The organism is Sphaerisporangium fuscum (assembly GCF_018531465.1).
In the GTDB taxonomy this organism is placed as follows: domain Bacteria; phylum Actinomycetota; class Actinomycetes; order Streptosporangiales; family Streptosporangiaceae; genus Sphaerisporangium; species Sphaerisporangium fuscum.
Genome location: NZ_JAHDTF010000001.1, coordinates 142,364 through 160,891, shown reverse-complemented (window position 1 = coordinate 160,891; position 18,528 = coordinate 142,364). Strand labels below are relative to the sequence as shown.

Annotated in this window: 19 protein-coding genes; 6 read left to right on the top strand and 13 right to left on the bottom strand. The window is 70.8% G+C overall.

All coding sequences use genetic code 11. The annotated features are described in order from the left end of the window. Nucleotides 1-391 precede the first annotated feature (391 nt). The 3 genes from KIK05_RS00700 to KIK05_RS00690 are packed head-to-tail and all read left to right on the top strand — an operon-like array spanning nucleotide 392 to nucleotide 2,728. A complete protein-coding gene (locus KIK05_RS00700; protein ID WP_214408503.1) occupies nucleotides 392-1,618 on the top strand; it encodes an MFS transporter in 1,227 nt (408 codons plus the stop codon). Continuing rightward, nucleotides 1,615-2,385 carry an SDR family NAD(P)-dependent oxidoreductase gene (locus KIK05_RS00695; protein WP_214408502.1) on the top strand — a complete coding sequence of 257 codons (771 nt, stop codon included), beginning with the start codon at nucleotides 1,615-1,617 and terminating at the stop codon, nucleotides 2,383-2,385. The genes KIK05_RS00700 and KIK05_RS00695 overlap by 4 nt, the downstream gene beginning before the upstream one ends. A gap of 34 nt (nucleotides 2,386-2,419) precedes the next feature. Next, entirely contained in the window at nucleotides 2,420-2,728 is a 309-nt protein-coding gene (locus KIK05_RS00690) for a muconolactone Delta-isomerase family protein (RefSeq protein ID WP_214408501.1), read from the top strand. Between the two features lie 108 nt (nucleotides 2,729-2,836). On the opposite strand, the gene KIK05_RS00685 is transcribed toward KIK05_RS00690, so the two are convergent. From KIK05_RS00685 to KIK05_RS00665, 5 genes are all read right to left on the bottom strand, one after another. Continuing rightward, on the bottom strand, nucleotides 2,837-3,091 hold the full coding sequence (locus tag KIK05_RS00685) for a hypothetical protein (protein WP_214408500.1): 255 nt from the start codon (nucleotides 3,089-3,091) through the stop codon (nucleotides 2,837-2,839). Continuing rightward, on the bottom strand, nucleotides 3,075-3,989 hold the full coding sequence (locus KIK05_RS00680; RefSeq protein WP_308249673.1) for a class-II aminoacyl-tRNA synthetase family protein: 915 nt from the start codon (nucleotides 3,987-3,989) through the stop codon (nucleotides 3,075-3,077). The genes KIK05_RS00685 and KIK05_RS00680 overlap by 17 nt, the downstream gene beginning before the upstream one ends. Nucleotides 3,990-4,013: 24 nt before the next feature. Then, nucleotides 4,014-5,000 (bottom strand): FAD-dependent oxidoreductase, encoded by a 987-nt coding sequence (locus KIK05_RS00675; protein WP_214408499.1) that lies wholly within the window; start codon nucleotides 4,998-5,000, stop codon nucleotides 4,014-4,016. A 78-nt stretch (nucleotides 5,001-5,078) separates the two neighbouring features. After that, nucleotides 5,079-6,119, bottom strand: coding sequence for a 3-oxoacyl-[acyl-carrier-protein] synthase III C-terminal domain-containing protein (locus KIK05_RS00670; protein WP_214408498.1), 1,041 nt, complete (start codon nucleotides 6,117-6,119; stop codon nucleotides 5,079-5,081). Nucleotides 6,120-6,353: 234 nt separating this feature from the next. Continuing rightward, nucleotides 6,354-7,382, bottom strand: coding sequence for a ketoacyl-ACP synthase III family protein (locus KIK05_RS00665; protein ID WP_214408497.1), 1,029 nt, complete (start codon nucleotides 7,380-7,382; stop codon nucleotides 6,354-6,356). A 220-nt stretch (nucleotides 7,383-7,602) separates the two neighbouring features. On the opposite strand from KIK05_RS00665, the gene tsaA reads away from it, so the two are divergent. Beyond that, nucleotides 7,603-8,061, top strand: a complete 459-nt coding sequence (tsaA, locus tag KIK05_RS00660; protein ID WP_214408496.1) for a tRNA (N6-threonylcarbamoyladenosine(37)-N6)-methyltransferase TrmO — start codon at nucleotides 7,603-7,605, stop codon at nucleotides 8,059-8,061. Between the two features lie 3 nt (nucleotides 8,062-8,064). Here the strand turns inward: tsaA and KIK05_RS00655 are convergent, their stop codons facing one another. Genes KIK05_RS00655 through KIK05_RS00630 form a run of 6 tightly spaced genes read right to left on the bottom strand, consistent with a single transcriptional unit; the run spans nucleotide 8,065 to nucleotide 14,550 of the window. Beyond that, nucleotides 8,065-9,453, bottom strand: coding sequence for an aldehyde dehydrogenase family protein (locus tag KIK05_RS00655; RefSeq protein ID WP_214408495.1), 1,389 nt, complete (start codon nucleotides 9,451-9,453; stop codon nucleotides 8,065-8,067). After that, the gene (locus tag KIK05_RS00650) at nucleotides 9,453-10,553 is read right to left on the bottom strand and encodes a phenazine biosynthesis protein (protein WP_214408494.1); all 1,101 of its coding nucleotides are present in this window, start codon (nucleotides 10,551-10,553) and stop codon (nucleotides 9,453-9,455) included. The genes KIK05_RS00655 and KIK05_RS00650 overlap by 1 nt, the downstream gene beginning before the upstream one ends. Nucleotides 10,554-10,585: 32 nt before the next feature. Beyond that, the gene (locus tag KIK05_RS00645; protein ID WP_214408493.1) at nucleotides 10,586-11,263 is read right to left on the bottom strand and encodes an FmdE family protein; all 678 of its coding nucleotides are present in this window, start codon (nucleotides 11,261-11,263) and stop codon (nucleotides 10,586-10,588) included. Next, nucleotides 11,260-11,904, bottom strand: coding sequence for an MPN domain-containing protein (locus KIK05_RS00640; RefSeq protein ID WP_214408492.1), 645 nt, complete (start codon nucleotides 11,902-11,904; stop codon nucleotides 11,260-11,262). Before KIK05_RS00640 ends, KIK05_RS00645 begins: the two co-directional genes overlap by 4 nt. Then, complete coding sequence (locus KIK05_RS00635; protein WP_214408491.1) at nucleotides 11,894-13,318, bottom strand: class-II fumarase/aspartase family protein; 1,425 nt, start codon at nucleotides 13,316-13,318, stop codon at nucleotides 11,894-11,896. The genes KIK05_RS00640 and KIK05_RS00635 overlap by 11 nt, the downstream gene beginning before the upstream one ends. Then, the gene (locus KIK05_RS00630; protein WP_214408490.1) at nucleotides 13,315-14,550 is read right to left on the bottom strand and encodes a Glu/Leu/Phe/Val dehydrogenase dimerization domain-containing protein; all 1,236 of its coding nucleotides are present in this window, start codon (nucleotides 14,548-14,550) and stop codon (nucleotides 13,315-13,317) included. Before KIK05_RS00630 ends, KIK05_RS00635 begins: the two co-directional genes overlap by 4 nt. A gap of 312 nt (nucleotides 14,551-14,862) precedes the next feature. Here KIK05_RS00630 and KIK05_RS00625 point away from each other — a divergent pair, with 312 nt between their 5' ends. Both KIK05_RS00625 and KIK05_RS00620 read left to right on the top strand, forming a co-directional pair. After that, entirely contained in the window at nucleotides 14,863-15,060 is a 198-nt protein-coding gene (locus tag KIK05_RS00625) for a DUF3072 domain-containing protein (protein WP_214408489.1), read from the top strand. Nucleotides 15,061-15,198: 138 nt separating this feature from the next. After that, the gene (locus tag KIK05_RS00620; protein WP_214408488.1) at nucleotides 15,199-15,816 is read left to right on the top strand and encodes a hemerythrin domain-containing protein; all 618 of its coding nucleotides are present in this window, start codon (nucleotides 15,199-15,201) and stop codon (nucleotides 15,814-15,816) included. Between the two features lie 571 nt (nucleotides 15,817-16,387). Here KIK05_RS00620 and KIK05_RS00615 read toward each other — a convergent pair. Both KIK05_RS00615 and KIK05_RS00610 read right to left on the bottom strand, forming a co-directional pair. Next, complete coding sequence (locus KIK05_RS00615) at nucleotides 16,388-16,807, bottom strand: S26 family signal peptidase (protein WP_214408487.1); 420 nt, start codon at nucleotides 16,805-16,807, stop codon at nucleotides 16,388-16,390. Then, entirely contained in the window at nucleotides 16,804-18,522 is a 1,719-nt protein-coding gene (locus tag KIK05_RS00610) for an ABC transporter ATP-binding protein (RefSeq protein WP_308249672.1), read from the bottom strand. The genes KIK05_RS00615 and KIK05_RS00610 overlap by 4 nt, the downstream gene beginning before the upstream one ends. Between the last annotated feature and the right edge of the window lie 6 nt (nucleotides 18,523-18,528).

The window sequence follows — 18,528 nt, the reverse complement described above, 5'->3', positions numbered from 1 at the left end:
AGTTCCCACGCGTTTCGCCGCATGCCGAATCGAAGTGCCGTACCGGGGCCGGTCCGGGGCGCTTGATCGGCGGACAGCATTTGGATCCATCGTGAGGTCCCGGACGTGGCCGCGCATCTTCCTGATTGCGCACTTCCGTTCCGGGCGGCGCGAGGCAGGCTGTTCCGACCTGCGGTTACGCCATGGATGACCGCTGCCGCGCACCCGTATCGACCCCTGGACCCGCCCGCGCCCTTGCTATGTGAATCCCTGGTCAGCACAATTCACATCGAAGCCGATCGCAGATTGTCCGCAGGGATCATCGGCCCGCGCCAGGGGTATTAAGCCGTGATCTCAGATGGCGGCGCCCGCGCCGCAGACCACCCGGCCCCCGGATCGAGTTAGGAATGCGATGTCTCAGCTGCAAACGCGTGAGAAAAACGGTCTGGCTCTCCCGTACGCCGGCTGGTTCGTCATCGACGTCGACCTGATCCTCATCACGCCTCTGCTGGTGCCGGTGGCCGCCCATTTCGGGGCCGACCTCGCCACCGTCACCCTGGCGCTCACCGCGTATCTCCTGCTGTTCGGAATAATGCAGCCCATTTACGGGCTCGTCTCCGACTCGGTCGGGCGGGTGCCGGTGATGCGGGTCGGGCTCGCCGGGCTGTGCGCGGGGAACCTGCTGGCCGCCCTCGCCCCGAACATCGGCCTGCTGATCGCCGGACGGGCGCTCGCCGGGGCCTTCGCCGCCGCGCTGGTGCCGGTGACGGTCGCCTACATCGGCGACCGGGTGCCGTTCGAACGCCGCCAGCGCGCCATGGCGGGTCTGATGTCCGTCTCGGCGCTCGGCGTGGCGGCGGGGACCGTCAGCGCCGGCGTCCTGACCGACCTGCTGAGCTGGCGGGCGGCCATCCTGCTCGTCTCGGTGCTCGCGCTGGTGCTCGGCCTGCTGTACGGCAGGCTGCCGGAGTCGCTGCCCCCCGGCACGAGCCGCCCGTTCGCGCTCGGCCGCGTCGGCCAGGTGTTCTCCAGCGGGTGGTTCCGCTTCCTCACGGTCTTCGCGTTCGTGGAGGGAGCGGCGATGGTGGGCTTCTACAACTTCTTCAGCGCCGCCCTCCAGGTGCACGGGAGCAGCGTCGCGCTCGCCGGCGTCGTCACCGGCTCCTACGGCCTCGGGGCCGTGGGCGGCGGGCTGATCGTGCGGGCGCTCGACTCCAAGGTGCCGGCCGCCGCGATGTTCGGCGGCGGGTGCCTGCTTCTGTGCGTCGGTTACCTGGTCCCCTCGCTCACGCAGTCGGTCGCCGGGATCCTGGTGGCCAGCCTGTTGTCCGGCATGGCGCTCGCGGTCGCGCAGTCGACCGTGCAGACCTGGACGATCGAGGCGTCCGCGCCCGACGTCCGGGGCACGGCCGCGTCCCTGGTGGCCTCCTCGGTGTTCACCGGGGCCGCCGTCAGCACCGCCGCCGTGGGCGGCCTCGCCGCCGCCGGTGACTTCCGCACCCTCTTCGCGATAGCCGCCGCCGTCACGCTGCCCGTGACGATCGTCGGCGCCGTCGCCCGCGCCCGGTTCGCCCGTGCGAGCCGTCCGGGCCCCACGCGGCCCACCCCCTCCGAAACCCGAATGGAGAACCTCACATGACCAGGACGGTTGTCGTCACAGGCGGCGGGACGGGCATCGGCCTGGCCGTGGCCGCCGCGTTCGCCGCCGAGGACGCCCATGTCTTCATCACCGGCCGGCGCGAGGCCGTGCTCAGCAAGGCACGCGCCGAGCTCGGCGACCGGGTCAGCACGGTGGTCTGCGACGCCACCGACCCGGTGCAGATTGAGGTGCTGCGCGACCGGCTGCCGGGCCAGGTGGACGTCCTGGTCAACAACGCGGGCGGCAACCGCGAGCTGGACGCCGCGGCCGGGCGTCTCGGCGCGGTCGGGCTGGGCGGCCAGCCGGGCCAGGGACCGGACGACCTCGCCGCCCTGGCGGCGGCCTGGCGGGCCAACATCGACGCCAACCTCCTCAGCGCCGTGCTCACCACGGCCGGCCTGAGCAGGCGCCTGGCGTCCGGCGGCGCGGTCGTTCACATCGGGTCGTTCGCCGCCGACCGGGGCGCGGGGTCGTACGGCGCCGCCAAGGCCGCGCTCAACTCCTGGAACCTCTTCCTGTCCAGGCAGCTCGGCGCCCGCGACATCACCTCGAACGTTGTCGCGCCGGGCTACATCGCCGACACCGAGTTCTTCGGCGACCGCGGCAGCGAGGAGTTCCACAACGCCCGCGTGGCCGAGACGATGGTCGGCCGCGCCGGGTACCCGGACGACATCGCCGGTGTCGTGCGCTTCCTGGCCTCGCCCGCCGCCCGGCACATCACCGCCCAGGTCATCAACGTCAACGGCGGAGCGGTGCCGACCCGCTAGCCGCAACCAGCAGGACGACTTCAAGGAGGACGAGATGGCGTTGTTCGCCGTTATCGCGAAGAAGGCCCCGATCGGCATCAGCCCGGAGGAGTTCAACGAGCGGCTGGCCGAGGGGTTCAAGTACACCAAGGACCTGGTGGACAAGGGGGTGCTGCGGAACCGGTACATCATGGTGGGCGCCTCGGCCGGGCTCAACATCTATGACGTCGACTCCCACGAGGAGCTGATGTCGGTGCTGTACTCCAGCCCGGTCGCCTCGCACTTGGAGTTCGAGGTGTACCCGCTCATCGACCCGTCGGCGTTCGACCCCGTGGCGGCGGGGAACGGCACGGCCGGGAGCTGAGCGACCGCGTACGTACGCCACCGGTGGCCGTCCACCGGTGGCGTTCTCGTGCCGGCACACGGAAAACGCGCGCCGGGAGCCGGCGCGCGTTCCGGGCGGGGGAAGCGGTCAGGAGAGAGGCACCGGATCGGGACCGGTCAAGAAGGACCGCTCGATGCTCGACAGTGAGCGGAAGTCCTCGATGTCGAGGGTGGCGATGTCGAGCTTCCTCCCGCTGACGTCCTCCACCAGGGCGAGGAACTCGACGAAGCCGAGGCTGTCGATCAGCCGGCTGTCGATGAGCTCCTCGTTGGGGCCGAGCTCACCAAGGTCGGGATGCCGGGCCAGGACCCACTGCCGGATGCGCTCAAGACCGGGATGCATCGCCGTCTCCTTCCCGAACCGCTTCTCCCGCCGCCCACACGGCCTCCACCGCCGCCTCCCAGCTTCCGTACCGCTCGTGCAGCACCGTCAGCCACCGTTCCAGCCCGAAGGCCGCGCAGCTGGTGTACACCGGCTCTCCGGTGCCCTCCAGCCTGATGTCGCAGCGCTCGCCGAAGAAGTTGCGGTGCACGTTCAGCGAGGCGATGGCGAGGTCGCCGGCGAGGAACTCGTGCTTGACCGGTGAGAGCTTCTGCAGCAGCGCCCGCTGGCCGCCCCGGTCGTAGAACGGGTCGGTGGCGGCCTCCTTGCGCAGCGGCAGCCCGAGGGCCTCCGAGAAGGCGGTGATGCGGTCGCCGAAGCGGCGCAGGTGGGCCTGGACGAACTCCCGCGACCCGAGCGCCACGATCTCCCGCATGTGGAAGCCGAGCAGCCGCGACAGCCCCTCGTAGTACTCCTCACGCCGGAAGCAGCGGCCGAGCACCGTCACCGTCGTGCCGTCGGCCACCTGCCTTCCCTCGTGGTAGAGGTAGACGGCGAAGCAGGCCGCCGACGGCAGCCCGAGCACGGCGGGTTCGAGCGCCTCCGGCGCGAAGGACGACGGCCGCGCCCCCGGAGTGCCGTCCCGCTTCGCCAGGTCGAGCGGGGCGGCCAGCAGCGCCTGGTGGGGGAAGTTGTCGTAGAAGTCCAGCCGGGCCAGAGACTCCACGGGCAGCAGCGGCTGCATGATCATCGAGGCGGCGCCCGCGTCCGTGCCCCAGCCCTCGAAGAGCGCGTCGAGCGTTTTCAGCAGCGCGGTGGCGCCGGGGGACAGCGCCTGCACGCCCCGGCGGTCCTGTGCGCCTGTCGTGCCGGCGGCCGCTGCCTCAGCGACGCCGGCGGCGGTGTCAGTGGTGGACACGACGACTCCTTCGTGGCGGGTGGGTCAGTTGCGGACGGCGCGCTGGACCAGCCGGCCGACCTCGCGGGCGCATCCCCACGACATGCCGACGCCGACGCCGCTGTGGCCGTAGTTGTGGATGACGCGGGTGGAGCCGTACGACTCCTCCTCCAGCCGGATCGACGGGCGGGCCGCGCGCAGGCCGACCTCGACCCCGAGGACGCGCGCCTCGGCGATGCGCGGCTCGACGGCGGCGCAGCGCGCGATGATCTCCTCGGTCTGGGCGGGGTCGGGTTCGAGGCTCCAGTCGTCCCGGGTGGCGGTGCCGCCGCAGATCAGCCGGTCGCCGTGCGGGACGAAGCTGGTGGGCTTCGGGCCGCGGCTGAACTCGAAGAAGTAGTCGTCCAGCCCCGGGTTCTCGACGATCACGTGCTGGCCGCGCATCGGGCGGATCTCCGGGTCGCCGGCGAGCTTCTGGGCGTACGCTCCGGTGCAGTTGACGACGACGGGGGCCTCACCGGTCACCTCGTCCAGCGACGAGATGCCCGCGATCTCGATCTCGCCGCCCGCCGCGGCCAGCCGGCCGGTCAGGTAGTCGAAGTAGCGCGGCATGTCGACGACGGGCAGCGTCATCCAGAACGCGTAGGCGAAGCCGGGGTGCTCCTCGGCGGTGCAGGGGCGGTAACCGGGCAGTTCCCGGGTCCAGGAGGTGTCCTCGATCTCGGGCCTGCTCGCCCAGCGGCCCGGCGTGACACGCACGCCCGTCTCCGGCTGCTCGGCCAGCTTGGTGAACTCCGCCAGGCCCTCCTCGTGCCACTTCTTGGTGGTCTCGTACGGGTGCCAGTTCGGCGCGTCGGAGGGGTCGGCGAGGGCCGGGCCGCCGAGGACGGCCGCCGCGACGACGGAGGTGGTGCGGTGCGGCGGTTCGGCGGCCCGCACCCGAACCCCGAGCCCCTGCTCAGCCAGGCACACGGCCGTGGTCAGCCCGACCACGCCGGCCCCGACGACCAGTACATCTGTGCGCTGTGCCACGCGAAATCTCCTCTGTCAGGGGGACGTCTAGCCCCGTTTCGGCTCGTTTCTTCGGAGGGGGCAGGGTTCGGGTCGCCGCTATTCGCGGCGCACGGCGATGCAGGACCAGGTGAAGCCGTTCCCGACGTTCAGCAGGAGCGCGACCTCGCCCGGGGCCAGCCGGTCGGCGGCGTGCAGGTCGGCGAGGTTGGCGATCGAGTCGCCGGCGCCGAGGTGCCCGGTGTCGCGGCCGAGGTCGATCACCTCGGCGTGCCGCAGCCCGACCTCCTTGATCGGCACCGCGAACAGCTCGGCCTGCGCGCCGGACCCGATGCGCGGCAGCGTCAGGTAGCGCACCCGGGGGTCGTCCGGGGTGAGGCCGGCGTCGGCGAGCGCCTGCTGGACGGCCCGGCGTACGGAGTCGCGCACGGTGGCGACGAAGCGCAGCATCTCGCCCGACCCCCGGAACGCGAGCTTCCCCCGGCGCACGTCGATGGGGCTGGAGTGGGCGAGCGGCGCGTCGCTGAAGGCGTCGTCGCCCCGGTACACCACCTCGAAGGCGGGCGCGCTGACCGAGGCGATCGACAGCAGCCGGTACGGCCCGCCGGTGCGGGTGAGCAGCAGGGCGGTGGCGGCGTCGCCGTAGACGACGTCGAAGTCGGTGCGCCACCTGTCGAATCCGGGGCCGCAGAAGCGGTCGGCGGTGGTGACCAGGCAGCGGTCGACGGCCGGGTCGGCCGCCAGCCGCGACACGGCGACCTCCAGGGCGGCCACGCAGCCGTTGGAGGTCTGCTGGACGCCGACGGGCAGCGCGTCATGGGCGCCCACCTGGTGGGCGACGTAGTGCGGGGGGGACCAGAAGTCGTGGCCCTGGTGGTAGAGCCAGGAGTGCACGACGATCCCGAGGTCGTCGGCCGCCCAGCCGGCCTCGGCCAGGGCCTTCTGGGCGGCGAGCACGGCCATCTCGGGCGCCGCACGGTCGGTGCTCTCGGCGACCTCGCGGTAGCCGAGGCGCGCGGCCATCTGCTCGTCCAGCCGCCCGTCGGCCAGGGCGTCCGCGGCGGTCTGCCGCCTGGACGGCAGCCACACGACCGCCGCGGCGATGGCCGGAGGCTCGGGTAACGGCGGGGAAAGTCTCATCGGCGGTCTCCTCAAATCCGGTGCCCGGTCGCCGCCCGCGGCCGAGCCGATTTCGGCGGGAAATCACCGGCCGCGGAGTCGGGCGGTAAGCGGTTTGTTCAGGCGTCGGGGCCGGGTAACGCTCACCAGAAACGGACCGCCCCGGGTTCCGTCGGAAACCCTTTGAGGCCAGCATTTCCCGCCGGAGCGGGGGAATCAAGCGGCACGCCGGCCTATAGGGGTACCCCGAAGCGGCTATTCGCGCCGCACGGCGATGCACGACCAGGTGAACCCGTTGCCGGTGTTCAGCAGGAGCGCGACCTCTCCGGGGGCGAGCGTGTTCGCCGCGTGCAGGTCGGTCAGGTTGGCGATGGAGTCGCCGGCGCCGAGGTGCCCGGTGTCGCGGCCGAGGTCGACGATCTCGGTGTGGCGCAGGCCGAGGGCTTCCAGCGGGGGCAGGAAGAACCTGTTCAACGGCTCGGACCCGATGCGCGGCAGCGCCAGGACGCGCACCCGCGGGTCGTCCGCGGACAGCCCGGCCTCCTCCAGCGCCTGCCGTACGGCCCGCCGCAGCGCCGCGTGCAGGGCCTCGCCGAAGCGGGGGATGCCGCCGGTCGACCGGAACGCCTGCTTGGTCCGCCGGACGTCCACCGGGATGGAGTGCGCGAGCGGCGCGTCGCTGAAGGTGTCGTCCCCCCGGTGCAGCAGCTCGAACTCCGGCGCGCTCACCGAGACGACCGACAGCAGGCTGTACGGCCCGCCGGTGCGGCCGAGCAGCAGGGCCGTCGCGCCGTCGCCGTAGGCGACGTCGAAGTCGCTGCACCACTTGTCGAAGCCGGGGAGACTGAAGCGGTCGGACGTGGCGACCAGGCAGCGGCCGAGCGAGGGGTCGAGCACCATGCGGGTCGCCGCGACCTCCAGGGCGGCCACGCAGCCGTTGGAGGTCTGCTGGACGCCGACGGGCAGCGCGTCGCGGGCGCCGAGCTGGTGGGCGACGTAGTGCGGGGCGGACCAGAAGTCGTGGCCCTGGTGGTAGAGCCAGGAGTACGCCACCAGCCCGAGGTCCTCACCGGCCCAGCCCGCCTCCGCCAGCGCCTTGCGCGCGGCGAGCACGGCCATCTCCGGCGCGGCGTGGTCGTCGCTCTCGTACAGCCCCCGGTAGCCGAGACGCCCGGCGATCTGCTCGTCGACCCGGCCCTCGGCCATGGCCTCCTCGATGGAGTGCCTGCGGGGCGGGAGCCACACCGCCGTGGCCGCGATGGATAACGGCGGGGAAAGTCTCATGGCGGCCTCCTCGGTCGGGTGCCCTTCGCCGGGCGGAATCGTCATCGTGCAAGATCCGTCAGGAGGCTTTGCCTGTAGTATGCGCGGGCGTCAGAATCGAGGCCGACGCCCGAAATAACCGGCCAAAACCATCCATAAAGCCATAAAAGGAAGTGAGTTGCGACATTCGGTCTCGAAACTGATCAAATGAAGGCCGAGCAGAGAATCGAGGTGGAAGAACGTGCCCGAGCAGACCGTCCGCCAACCGGTGCGCATCAGCCCCATCGGCCACGTGGAGACCGGCTACGGCCGGCCCGAGGACGCGCCGCCACAGGCCACCGAGAACTACCGGGAACAGGGCCGCGTCGTGGTGTACGACGAGTACCGCGACGGCCTGGCCGGACTCGAGAACTGCCCGCACATCTGGCTGCTGGTCTGGCTGCACGCCCAGGACGACGACCAGGCCGCGGAGCTGCGCTGCGTCCCCCGCGGCCTGACGGCCACCGGTGAGAAGCGCGGTGTGTTCTCCACCCGCTCCCCGAACCGCCCGAGCCGCCTCGGGATGAGCCTGGTCCGCGTGGTCGGGATCGACGGCAACGTCATTCACTTCCACGGCGTCGACCTGGTCGACGGCACCCCGGTCCTCGACATCAAACCCTGGGTCAGGAGCACCGACGTCCCACCCCACCCCGGCGGCTGACGTTCACACGGCGTCCTCGGCCACCCCGTAGGAGCGGACCTCCATGAGGTCCTGGCTGAGGTAGCCGTCGTGGGGGCTGGTCACACCCGCCCTGTGCGTCGGGAGCGGCCCGAAGAGGACCTTGCGGATCGACGGCTCGCGCCGCGCGGCCGCCGCCAGGGAGGCGTCGTCGCTCAGGATCGTCAGGGCGAGGGTGTTCCGCAGCGGTCCCATCGGGTTGCTCCGGCTCCACGGCAGGATCCACACGCAGGTGAACGGCAGCTCGATCGCGCCGCCGGGGTGGTCGGGCCGGTCGCAGACCAGGACCGCGGGCCGCAGCGCCGCCGACCCGTCCCCGAGGTCGGCAACCCCGCCGTCGGGATACCGCAGGGCCGCCACGTCGACCGCCCCCGCCAGCCGGGACGCCAGGTGCCGCCGCATGGCCTGCGCCCGTTCGAGCGGCATGACCGGCAGCTGCGCCTCCGGCGACTGCGGCGGAGCGGCCACCATGGCGCCGAGCCGCGCCGCGACGGCCTCGCCGAGCTCGCGCGGGTCGGCGTCGGTGAAGACGGCGCTGGTGTTGGTACACCGCAGCCCCGCGTCGTACGCCACCGAGTCGCAGATCACGTCGAGCGCCCGGTCGGTGATCTCACCGGTGTGCAGCACCTTGGAGCGTCCCGGGCCGCGATTGACGACCCCGCTCTCCCCGGCGTACCGCTTGATCGCCTCGTCGCCGCCGAAGACCAGGCTGAAGTCGGCGGCCTTGACCAGCGCGTCCGCGGTCGCGTGCCCGCCGGGCAGCAGCGAGACCCGCGACGGCTCGATCCCGGCCTCGAGGACGGCGGCGATCAGGCGCGCCGGCGTGAACGGGTCCTGCGATCCCGGCCGCACGACGAGCTGGTAGCCGTACCCGAGGGCGTGGATCCATTGGGTGTGCGTGCCGGGGTTGTTGCTCGGCGCGATGACCGACAGGATGTCCCCGCGCCGCGCCCACACGGCCCTGATCTCGCCGGGCGCGACGCTCGCCGCGGCCCCGGCGGGACGTTCGGCCGCCACGCGGGCGCCCACGTTTCCGCAGGTGGTGGCCATGTCCTCCAGTGAGTGGCGGGCCACGGTGATCGGCACGCCCGCGCTGCGCGCCTGCAGCTCGCAGTACGCCTCGGGGGTCAGGCCGTTCAGCGTCGCCGTCGCGAACAGCCTCCCGGCCCGTTCGAAGACCTCGGCCGGAGGGGGATCGCCGAGCGGGTGGTCGCGCCGTAGCGCGGCGACGGTGAGCGTGGCGGCGAGCGGCGGGGCGACGTCCACCTCGGCGAGCGGCGTGCCGTCCACTCCGCGCAGCACGGTGGTCTCCGCGGACGGCGCCACCGCCCCCGCCCTGATGAGCGGCACCCTGTACCGGACCGCGGTCGTCATCAGTAGACCCCTTCGATGATCTGGTCCTTGGTGGTCTCCCGGGTACGCACGTCGGAGACCTCGGGGGCGCCGTCGGCGGACGCCCGGCGGGTGACCGCGTCCCGCTCGACGGTCGGCGGCATGAAGAACTCCCGCGTCAGCGAGGTGATCTTCACGACGCCGCGCGTGTCGACCGGCACCGGGGTCGTCAGGTCGTCCGGGTCCACGACGTCGACCACCGTGTAGGGGTAGAACGGGCGGAACACGCACGGCGAGAGGTCACCCTCGCGGCGGGTGCGCTGCGGGGCCATGCCCATCATGGTGTTGCCGTAGGCCCCGGCGAGCGTCGCCTCGGGGAAGGCCTCGGTCTCCAGCAGGCGCAGCGTCTCGGGGTCCATGCTGGTGCCGCCCCAGATGATGCCGCGCACCTTCTCCCGCAGCGGTCCGTAGACGTCCGGGCGGGCCACGATCGACTCCAGCACGCGGGGCGTGGTGGAGATCGCGCGGATGTCCTGCGACAGCAGCACGTCCTTGACCTGGTCGAGGATGTGGTCGATGTACCGCTGCGACTCCTCCGGACGCCCCGAGGCGATGCAGCGCTTCACCCAGCGCGGGTCGAGGTCGACGAAATAGCAGAAGAATCCGCGCAGCTCGGTCAGGTTGCCGATGTTCTTGGCCATGATGTGCGGGCCGGTCGGGCCGATGTGCAGCCATCCCGCCCGGTGGTCCCCGGTGGGGAAGCCCTGCTCGTCGAGGAACATGCTCTGGTACTCGATGTTGCGGCGCCGCGAGGTGGCGTCCACGATGCGCTTGGGCGCGCCGGTCGTGCCGCCGGACTCGTAGATCCCGAAGCGTCCGGGCCGGCCGAGGCAGCCCCGGGGGATCAGCGTGTGCGCCGGGATCGTGCTCCAGTCGACCGCCACGTCGTCGAACAGCCGCAGGTCCTGGTAGGTCCTGACGTCGGTGAGCGGGTCGAAGCCGAAGCCGGCGGCGCGGCCGACCCAGTACGGGCTGCCGGTGGAGGGCGAGAAGTGCCACGTCATCGTCGCCGTGACGAGCTCGTCGAGCTCGGGCGTCGCGTCGACGGGCGCCTCGAACACGCCGGAGAAGTCATCGGACATGGAGCTGCCTTTCTCCTTGTGAGGCCGACTGCTCAGTGGTGGTGGACGTGGCCATGGCCGTGGGTGTGGATGTGCGGGTGGTCGTGGTGGTCGTGGTCCGGCGGCAGCACGCCGCCGTGGGCCTCGAGGTGGCAGGGCGGGCAGAGCATGCGGCCGCGGTGGTTGTGCAGCACGGCGGTGCTGGTCTGCTCGTCGCAGCCGTCGCACGGGGCGTGCGGCTGGAGCTTCTTGGCCTCCGGGGCCTCACCGCTCACCGTCTCGGTCACCAGCAGGTCCTCGACGGGGACGGCGAGGATCCGCCGGACCCGCTCGGCCTGCCCCTGCTTGAAACGGCCGCGCTCCTCGTCGGTGGCCGTGCCCGCCTCCACCTTGCGGGCGAGCGCCCAGGCCTCCTCGCCCCGGAACGCCTCGCTGCCCGGCTTGGCGGAGACCCTGATGCCGGTGCCGTCCGCGACCCGCCAGAACGTGAAGGCGATCTTGCCGTTGTCCTCCTGGACGAGGTGACGGTTGCCGAGCGTGCATCCGGTGACCACCTGGACGGCGTCGATCGCGCACGCGTCGGTCTCACCGATCGCGAGGATCTCGTTGTCCTGGGAGTGCCGGCCCAGCCGCGCCACCGCGATCTCGGCCATGCGCAGGCCGACCGCCGAACCCGGGCACTCGTGACCGTGGAACCGGGTGACCTGCGAGTATTCGTCGGTGTGAGTCATCGGGAGCCTTTCTGGAGGACGGCGGGAGCGTGCGCGCGGACCGGCCGCAGCAGCACGGTCGCCTCGCATTCGTTGCGGCCTTCGTAGAACGCCCGTATCGAGGGGCGGTGCAGGTCGACGGCGGACACGATGAAGACCCACTGGCCCGACTCCGCGGCCAGCATCCGGTCCAGCCGGGTGCAGGAGTCGCGCAGGGGGTCGTCCGGCCAGGGGACGCGGTGGGTGTGGTAGTTCCCGACGACGAGGACGTCGTGCTCGTCGCAGAAGTCCTCGGCGTCCATGAGCTCGCGCGGGTGGGCCACCCATCCGCGCTGGTCGTTCGGCGTCTCGGACGGGATGGCGTGGTGGTCGACCAGCTCGTCCATGTCCTCGCTGACGTTCGGGTCCTGCCGCATGTTGGCCAGCAGCGGCAGCACCCCCGACACGTGCAGCGTGTAGCCCCGCTGGCGGCCGAGCAGCAGCCCGAACGCCTTGCGCTCGGACACCTCGCCGTCGATGTAGTGGCCGGTCAGCTTCCGGACGGCGTGCGCCACGATGCTCGCGTAGTGCGGGCGGGGCAGCACGATCTCCCGGACGTCGGCCGGCGTCGCGCGGACGCCGGCCGGCGGGGGCAGCGGCAGCGGGGGCGGCTCAGTGCGCAAGGGTGCTCTCCTTCGGCCTGCCCAGGGCGCGCCTGGCCTCCGCGGCCCAGGCCCGCGCCTGCGCGACCGTGTACATCGTCAGCTCCGCCGAGGCGCCGAGGTACGACGACGGGTCGAAGATGCCGTCCAGCTCCTCCGCCGACAGGTGCTGGGCCACACCGTTCTGGCGCACCAGCTCCTCCAGCGGGGTCCCGGTGCTGCGCGACTCCTGGCTGAGCTCGTAGACGTGCTCGTGGGCCGTCTGCTTGCCGACGTGCTTGCCCAGCGCGAGCATGAGCCGCTCGCTCACGACCTGCCCGGCGACGTGCTCGGTGTTCTGCCGCATCCTGTCCGTGTGGATGATCAGACCGTCCACCACCAGACGGGTGATGTCGGCGGCCGACAGCGTGTAGTGGGACACGTCGGGCACGCACGCCCACTCCAGCCGCAGCGACCGGGAGTCGCGCTCGTGGTCGCCGCTCATCGCGGTGAGCGCCGTGCTGACCGTGCCGGCCGCCAGGCGCGCCATCACCACGATCTGCTCGCAGGCCTCGGGGTTGCGCTTGTGCGGCATCGTGCTGCTGCCGACGCGGCCGAGCCGCCACTCCTCCTCGACCTCGCCGAACTCCGGCCGCGACAGGGTGCGGATCTCGTCGGCGATGCGGCCCATCGTGCCCGCGGTCACCGCGAGCGTCGTCACGAACTCCGCGATCCGGTCACGGGCCACGTGCCAGGCCAGCGGGGCGGCGCTTAGGCCGAGCCGCGCGGAGAAGCCGCGCAGCAGGTCGATCGCCTGGTCGCCGAATCCGGCCATCGTGCCGACCCCGCCGAACAGCTGCGCGGTCAGCACGCGGGGCCGCAGGGCGCGCAGCCGCTCGCCGCTGCGCAGGATCTCGTCGATCCAGCCGGCCATCTTCAGCCCGAAGCCGATCGGCAGCGCCGGCTGGGCGTGCGTACGGCCAAGGGCCACGGTCTCGGCGTGTTGCTCGGCGAGGTCGGCCAGGCGGGTGACGATCGCGCAGAGCTCACGTTCGAGCGCGTCGACCACGTCGCGCATCTCCAGCGACTGCGCGGTGTCCTGGATGTCCTGCGTCGTGGCGCCGTAGTGGACGTACTCGCCGGCCCCGTCCTCGCAGGCGGCCTGGAAGACCCGCAGCAGGCCGACCAGCGAGTGGCTGGTGCGCCGGATCTCGGCGCGCACCGCGTTCAGGTCGAGGTTCTCCACCCGGGCCGCCGCCGCGATGCGCTGGGCGGCGTCGGCCGGGATGATGCCGAGGGCCGCCTGCTCCAGCGCCAGCGCCGCCTCGACGTCCAGCCAGCGCTGGAAGCGGCAGCGGTCACAGAAGATACGGCGGCTGGCGGCCGTGCTGTAGCGGTGGCCGTAGAAGGAGGAGTCGACGATGTGGCTGCGCTCGTGGCGGCAGGCGTTGCTCATGAGTTCTCTCCTGTCGCGATGAGGCCGCTCCTGCGGGTGGCCGAGCGGGCGACCCGGTCACCCGCGGGACGCCGGCCGGTCATGGCGTACGGGCTCGATCCGTAGGGGGGCTTGTCGGGGGCGACGACGGCCGCCTCCGCGATGTCCATGGCGACGGCCCGGGGCGGCACGCCGCGGGTGCGGGCGCCGGAGAGCACGTCGCTGACCAGTTCGTGGATCAGGAAGGCGACGCCGTCGAGGACCTGCTGCGGCTCCGGCAGCGTCCGCGGGCCGAACAGCGTCTCCATGGACGCCGAGCCGCCGATCCCGCCGATGAAGTCGGGCACCACCAGCACGCCGCGGTCGTGGAGGATGCGTTCGGCGGTCTCGCTGAGCCCGCAGTTGGCGCCCACGACCACGACCGGCGCCTGGAGGGTGGCCGCCTGCTCGGTGGTGACGGCGTCCTCGACGGCGGCCAGGATCAGCACGTCGACCGGCAGGTCGAACAGCGTCGCGCCGGGCAGCGAGGCGCGGTTGAAGGTCTGCACCGAGACCGGCCGCGACATCTCCTGCTCCAGCATCGCGGGGATGTCCAGGCCGCGGGGGTGCACCGCGCAGCCGTACTCGTCCGCGACCGCGACCACCGCCGCGCCGGCCCCCACCAGCGACTCGGCGGCCGAGCGGCCGAGGTTGCCGAAGCCCTGGATGGCGACGTGCAGGCCCCGCGCCGGGTGACCCGCGATCCCGGCGGCGGCGAGGGCGGCGTGCGCCAGGGTGTGGCCGGCCCGGCGCTGCCCGACGGTGCGGCGGCCGACGTACTCGTCCAGCAGCCCCATCCGCTGGAAGAATTCCTCGTCGGAGAAACCCTGGGCGGTCTTGACGGCGTACTTCACGGACGGGACCCCGATACCCGACGCGATCCGCTCCAGTTCCTCGAAACGGGTGCCCATGTCGCAGCCCATGCTGTAGCGGTTGTGCAGTTCCTGGGAGATGAACGACAGGAACCGCGAAATCACGGCCTGCCGTTCCGGGCCCGTACCGGCGTAGTCGAGGCCGCTTTTCGCCCCGTCGACGTTGATGCCGAGAACCCGCTGCTTGAGGGTCATCCGCGAGGCGAGGTCGCTCAGGGTCTGCACCGTCAGCCCAGGCTGGACGCGGAATCCACCCGCGGCGAGACGGCAGTCCTCCCGGTCGTACACCAAATAGCCGGTGCACCCCTCGACAGGGTCGGTGTATTCGATGACGCGTGGCATGTGTGACCCCCCAGGGCATCTCCAGATCGGGACGAATCTGCGAGTGCTGGTGATGGTGCACATCGGCCGCATAACCCGTCAACGAGTCGTCGAATCGCTTGCACGGCTTGCGGCCGTTTCCCGCGGGCGGGGAACGGAAAGGCGATGATCGGTACCGCATCGGAAACGCGTCAAGGCCGGGTACTGCGATCAGGGACGTTCAACTGCGCGTTTTCCGCAGTTGAACACCCTCCCCGTGGACGGCGCCGGGTTAGCCGGGCCTCGCCCCGGGTAGGCGAACGATAGTTCGAGAGCCGCTGGGAGGGGACAGCGATGAACCGAGGGCCGATGGAGAAGGACCCCGAGGAGTGGACGACCGGCGACGAGCCGATGACGGCGCCCCAGGAGTCCTACCTGCGCACGCTGGCGAGGGAGGCCGGCGAGGAGGTTCCCGAGAACCTCAGCAAGGCGGACGCCTCCAAGCTGATCGACGAGTTGCGCGGCCGCAGCGAGCGGCTGCAGGGCGAGTGAGGCGTGGCATTTCAGGGGTGAGGGGCGTCCCGGCCGGGGTCGCGGGCGGCCCGGCTACGGGGCGGCCAGGGGTGATGCCGCCGCCCCGGGCGTGTACCCCGTGGGGCGGCGGGTACGGCTGCCCCCGGGGGGATGAATATGGCAGTAGACGTCATCACAATGATCACCAGGGACCACCGTGACGTGGAGTCGATCTTCGAGCGCCTGAAGCAGCTGCCGGAGGACCGCCCGGTCCTGCTGGTGGAGCTGGCCGCCAAGTTCTTCGCGCACTCCAAGGCCGAAGAGGAACTGGTGTACCCGGAGATCACCAAGACGGTCCCGAAGGAGCGGCAGCAGGTCCAGGAGGGAAGCGAGGAGCACCACCAGGCCGAGGACCTTCTCCTCCGGCTGATGAAGCTGGACCCGGACGACAAGGAGTTCGAGTCGCTCCTGACGGAGGTGGAGCAGGCGATCAACCACCATGTCCAGGAGGAGGAACAGGAGATCCTCCCCGGCTTCCAGAAGGCCGCCGATCCCAAGCGCCTGCAGGAGCTCGCCCGTCCCTTCAGCGAGATCAAGGCGAAAGAGATCATGAAGGGCCTGCCGGGCGGGGACGGCAGGAGGCCCCGCGCCGCCCAGAAGAAGCAGGGCGGGGACCTCGAGCAGCTCAGCAAGGACGAGCTCATGGAGCGCGCCAAGGAGGCCGAGATCTCCGGCCGGTCCGACATGAACAAGGAACAGCTGGTCAAGGCCTTGCAGAAGGCGGGCGCCAGGTGAGGCACGGCCGGGCACGGGAGGTCGTCGGCGCCGGCGGGTCCCTCGGCCGCCAGGCCCGGCCCGACGGCGACCTCTGACCGGACGCGGCGAGTTCGCTCATGCACGAAAAAGGAGTCTTCCCCATGCCCGTTCCGGGATAGGGGAAGACTCCTGCCGGTGCTGCGGAATATGGGTCAGTCGCCCCCGGGGAGCCCTTTGCAACCGCAGGCGTAATATTCCCACGGGGTGCAGCCGGCAAGCGAGCCGTTGTCGTTGTAGATGCATGCCCTGATCTGCTTGTACTTGTGGTTGTAAGCCGCACAACCGGACGTTCCGACAACGCACCTGTACTGCGCCTGTGTATAGGAGGCCGCAGCGTGTGTGCTGGTGAGAAGTCGCGCGAGCAGATTGTCTGCCAATTCATGGATCCGGAGAATCATGATGGTCTCCATTGTCGACGACATCTTTCTCGAAGTCTCTGCCCTCGAAAAAATAATATAAGGACCAGTCGCGATTCAATGCGCTGACCGGCTTGGTCTGTCCGGAGTTGTCCTGAATTTCGAGAACCGCTCGGCCTGAGGAACCGAGCCCGTCAGATGCTCATCTTCCGCAATACGGTGGCGACGACCTTGCTGGTCGGGATGAAACCGAGCTGGCGCGAGTCGACGCTTCGTCGTCTGTTGTCGCCGAGGACGACGATGTGACCCGGTGGGACCACCGTGCCTTCGGTGTCTCCGCGGACGGCTGCCGGGACCGGTTGTCCTGGCACGGCCACGACCCGCTTGATGATGTTCATCGGTGATCCCGGGTTCTCACTCGGAGGAGCGGTGTCGATGACCACCACCTGGCCGCACCGAAGGGCGCGGGAAGAGTGCCGCAGGGCGAGCAGCCGATCACCGTCCAGGTAATTAGGCTCCATGCTCGGTCCCGACACCGCGACGATGACCAGTCTGCGACGTAGCAGGACGACGGCGACGGCAGCGCAGATGACGGCCAGAGGAATCGCGATCACAAGTCGTCCTGGTAGCCCGCGGCCTGCATGGTGAACAGCTGGGCGTAGCGGCCTCCCAGCCGCATCAGGTGGTCGTGGTCGCCGATCTCGGCCACCACGCCTCCCTCCAGCACGACGAGGATGTCCGCCTCTCTGACCGTGTTGAGCCGATGGGAGATCAACACGCTCGTCCTGCCGGAACGGTGCTTCTTGAGCTGGGAGTGCAGCTCGAATTCGGCCTCGGCGTCCAGCCCCGAGCTCGGCTCGTCGAGGATCAGGACGTCGCGTTCCCCGCGCATGAGGGCGCGCGCTATCGCGATCCGCTGCCCTTGTCCGCCGGACAGGTACACCCCCTCTGACTGCTCGTCCTCCTGGAAGAACGTCCTCGTCATCAGGGTGTCGTAGCCGCTCGGCAACGCTTCCACCGTGTCATGCACGCCGGCCCGCTCCGCGGCGCTCACTATGGCCTCCCGGTCGGAGAGGCGGGGAAGGTCCCCCAGGCCGATGTTCTCGGCCACAGAGAGGTCGTACTGCATGAAGTCCTGGAACACCACGGAGATGCGGTTTCGCAGATCCGTCACGTCGATGTCCCGCAGGTCCGTGCCGTCCCACCGAATGGTGCCGTGAACCGGGTCGTAGAAGCGGCACAGCAGCTTGACCAAGGTGCTCTTCCCCGACCCGTTCAGGCCCACGAGTCCGACGCTGACGCCGCGCGGAATGGTGAAACTGACTCCTCGCAGTACCCAGGGGTGATCAGGGCCATAACGGAACCAGACGTTCTCGAATTCGATGTGCCCGGACAGCGGGGCGAGTCGCCGTTCCGCGCGGACGGGGAGGTCCGGTTCTGCGCCGGCCACGTACCGATAGTGCGAGAACAAGAGGAGATGCTGGTGCGCCAGGCCGAACTGCGCGACGAACGCGCCGGTCCCTCCCTGCACACCGGCCATGGCCGCCACGAACATCAACACGTCGCCGATGGTCAGCGCCCCCGCACGCGCCTGCGCCATCGCCCAGACGAGTCCGGCGCCGGACACCAGCGCCGCGCCGAGACGCAGGACACCCTGCGTGAGCGTCTGCCGTTGCTCCAGACGGCGCTTCTCCTTGTTCGCCGTCCGGCGTTCGTTGAGCATGCGCTCGTGCAGGAAATCACCCAAGCCATAGATTCGGACCTCTTTTGCCGCATCGGTGCTGGACAGCAGATCGCTGTAGAAGAACTCCCGGCGCTCGACAGGCCCGAGGCTCCACATCATCGAAGCCCGGCGCTTCGCCATGAGGATCTCGGCGAGCAGCGCGGGTAGCGATCCCAGCAATGTCAGTGCGGTCATCAGCGGACTGACGGACGACAGCGCCCCCAGGAAACCCGCGACCGTGGTGAGCCCGCCGACCATACCGAGCACCGCTTCACCGACCTGCCCAGGGCTCATCCCTCCGGACTGGGCCGCGAGCCTGAGGCGATCGAGGAAAGCCGGGTCTTCGAATCGCGCCAGCCCCGGCAACCGACCGACCACCCGGTAGAGCCGGTCCTGCGCCATCAGGCTGATCCGGCGGTCCAGTTCGGCCCCGGCGAACCCGCTCATGAGAGGGCTCACACTCGTCGCCAGTCCGATGAGCGCGAGGCCGAAGGCAGGGACGACGACTCCCTCCATCGTCCCCTGTGCGGCCAGCGCGTCCATCGCGAGTTTGGTGATCCATGCCGTCACCACCGGAATCGCGGCCCCGCACACGCTCAGCGCCACGATGGT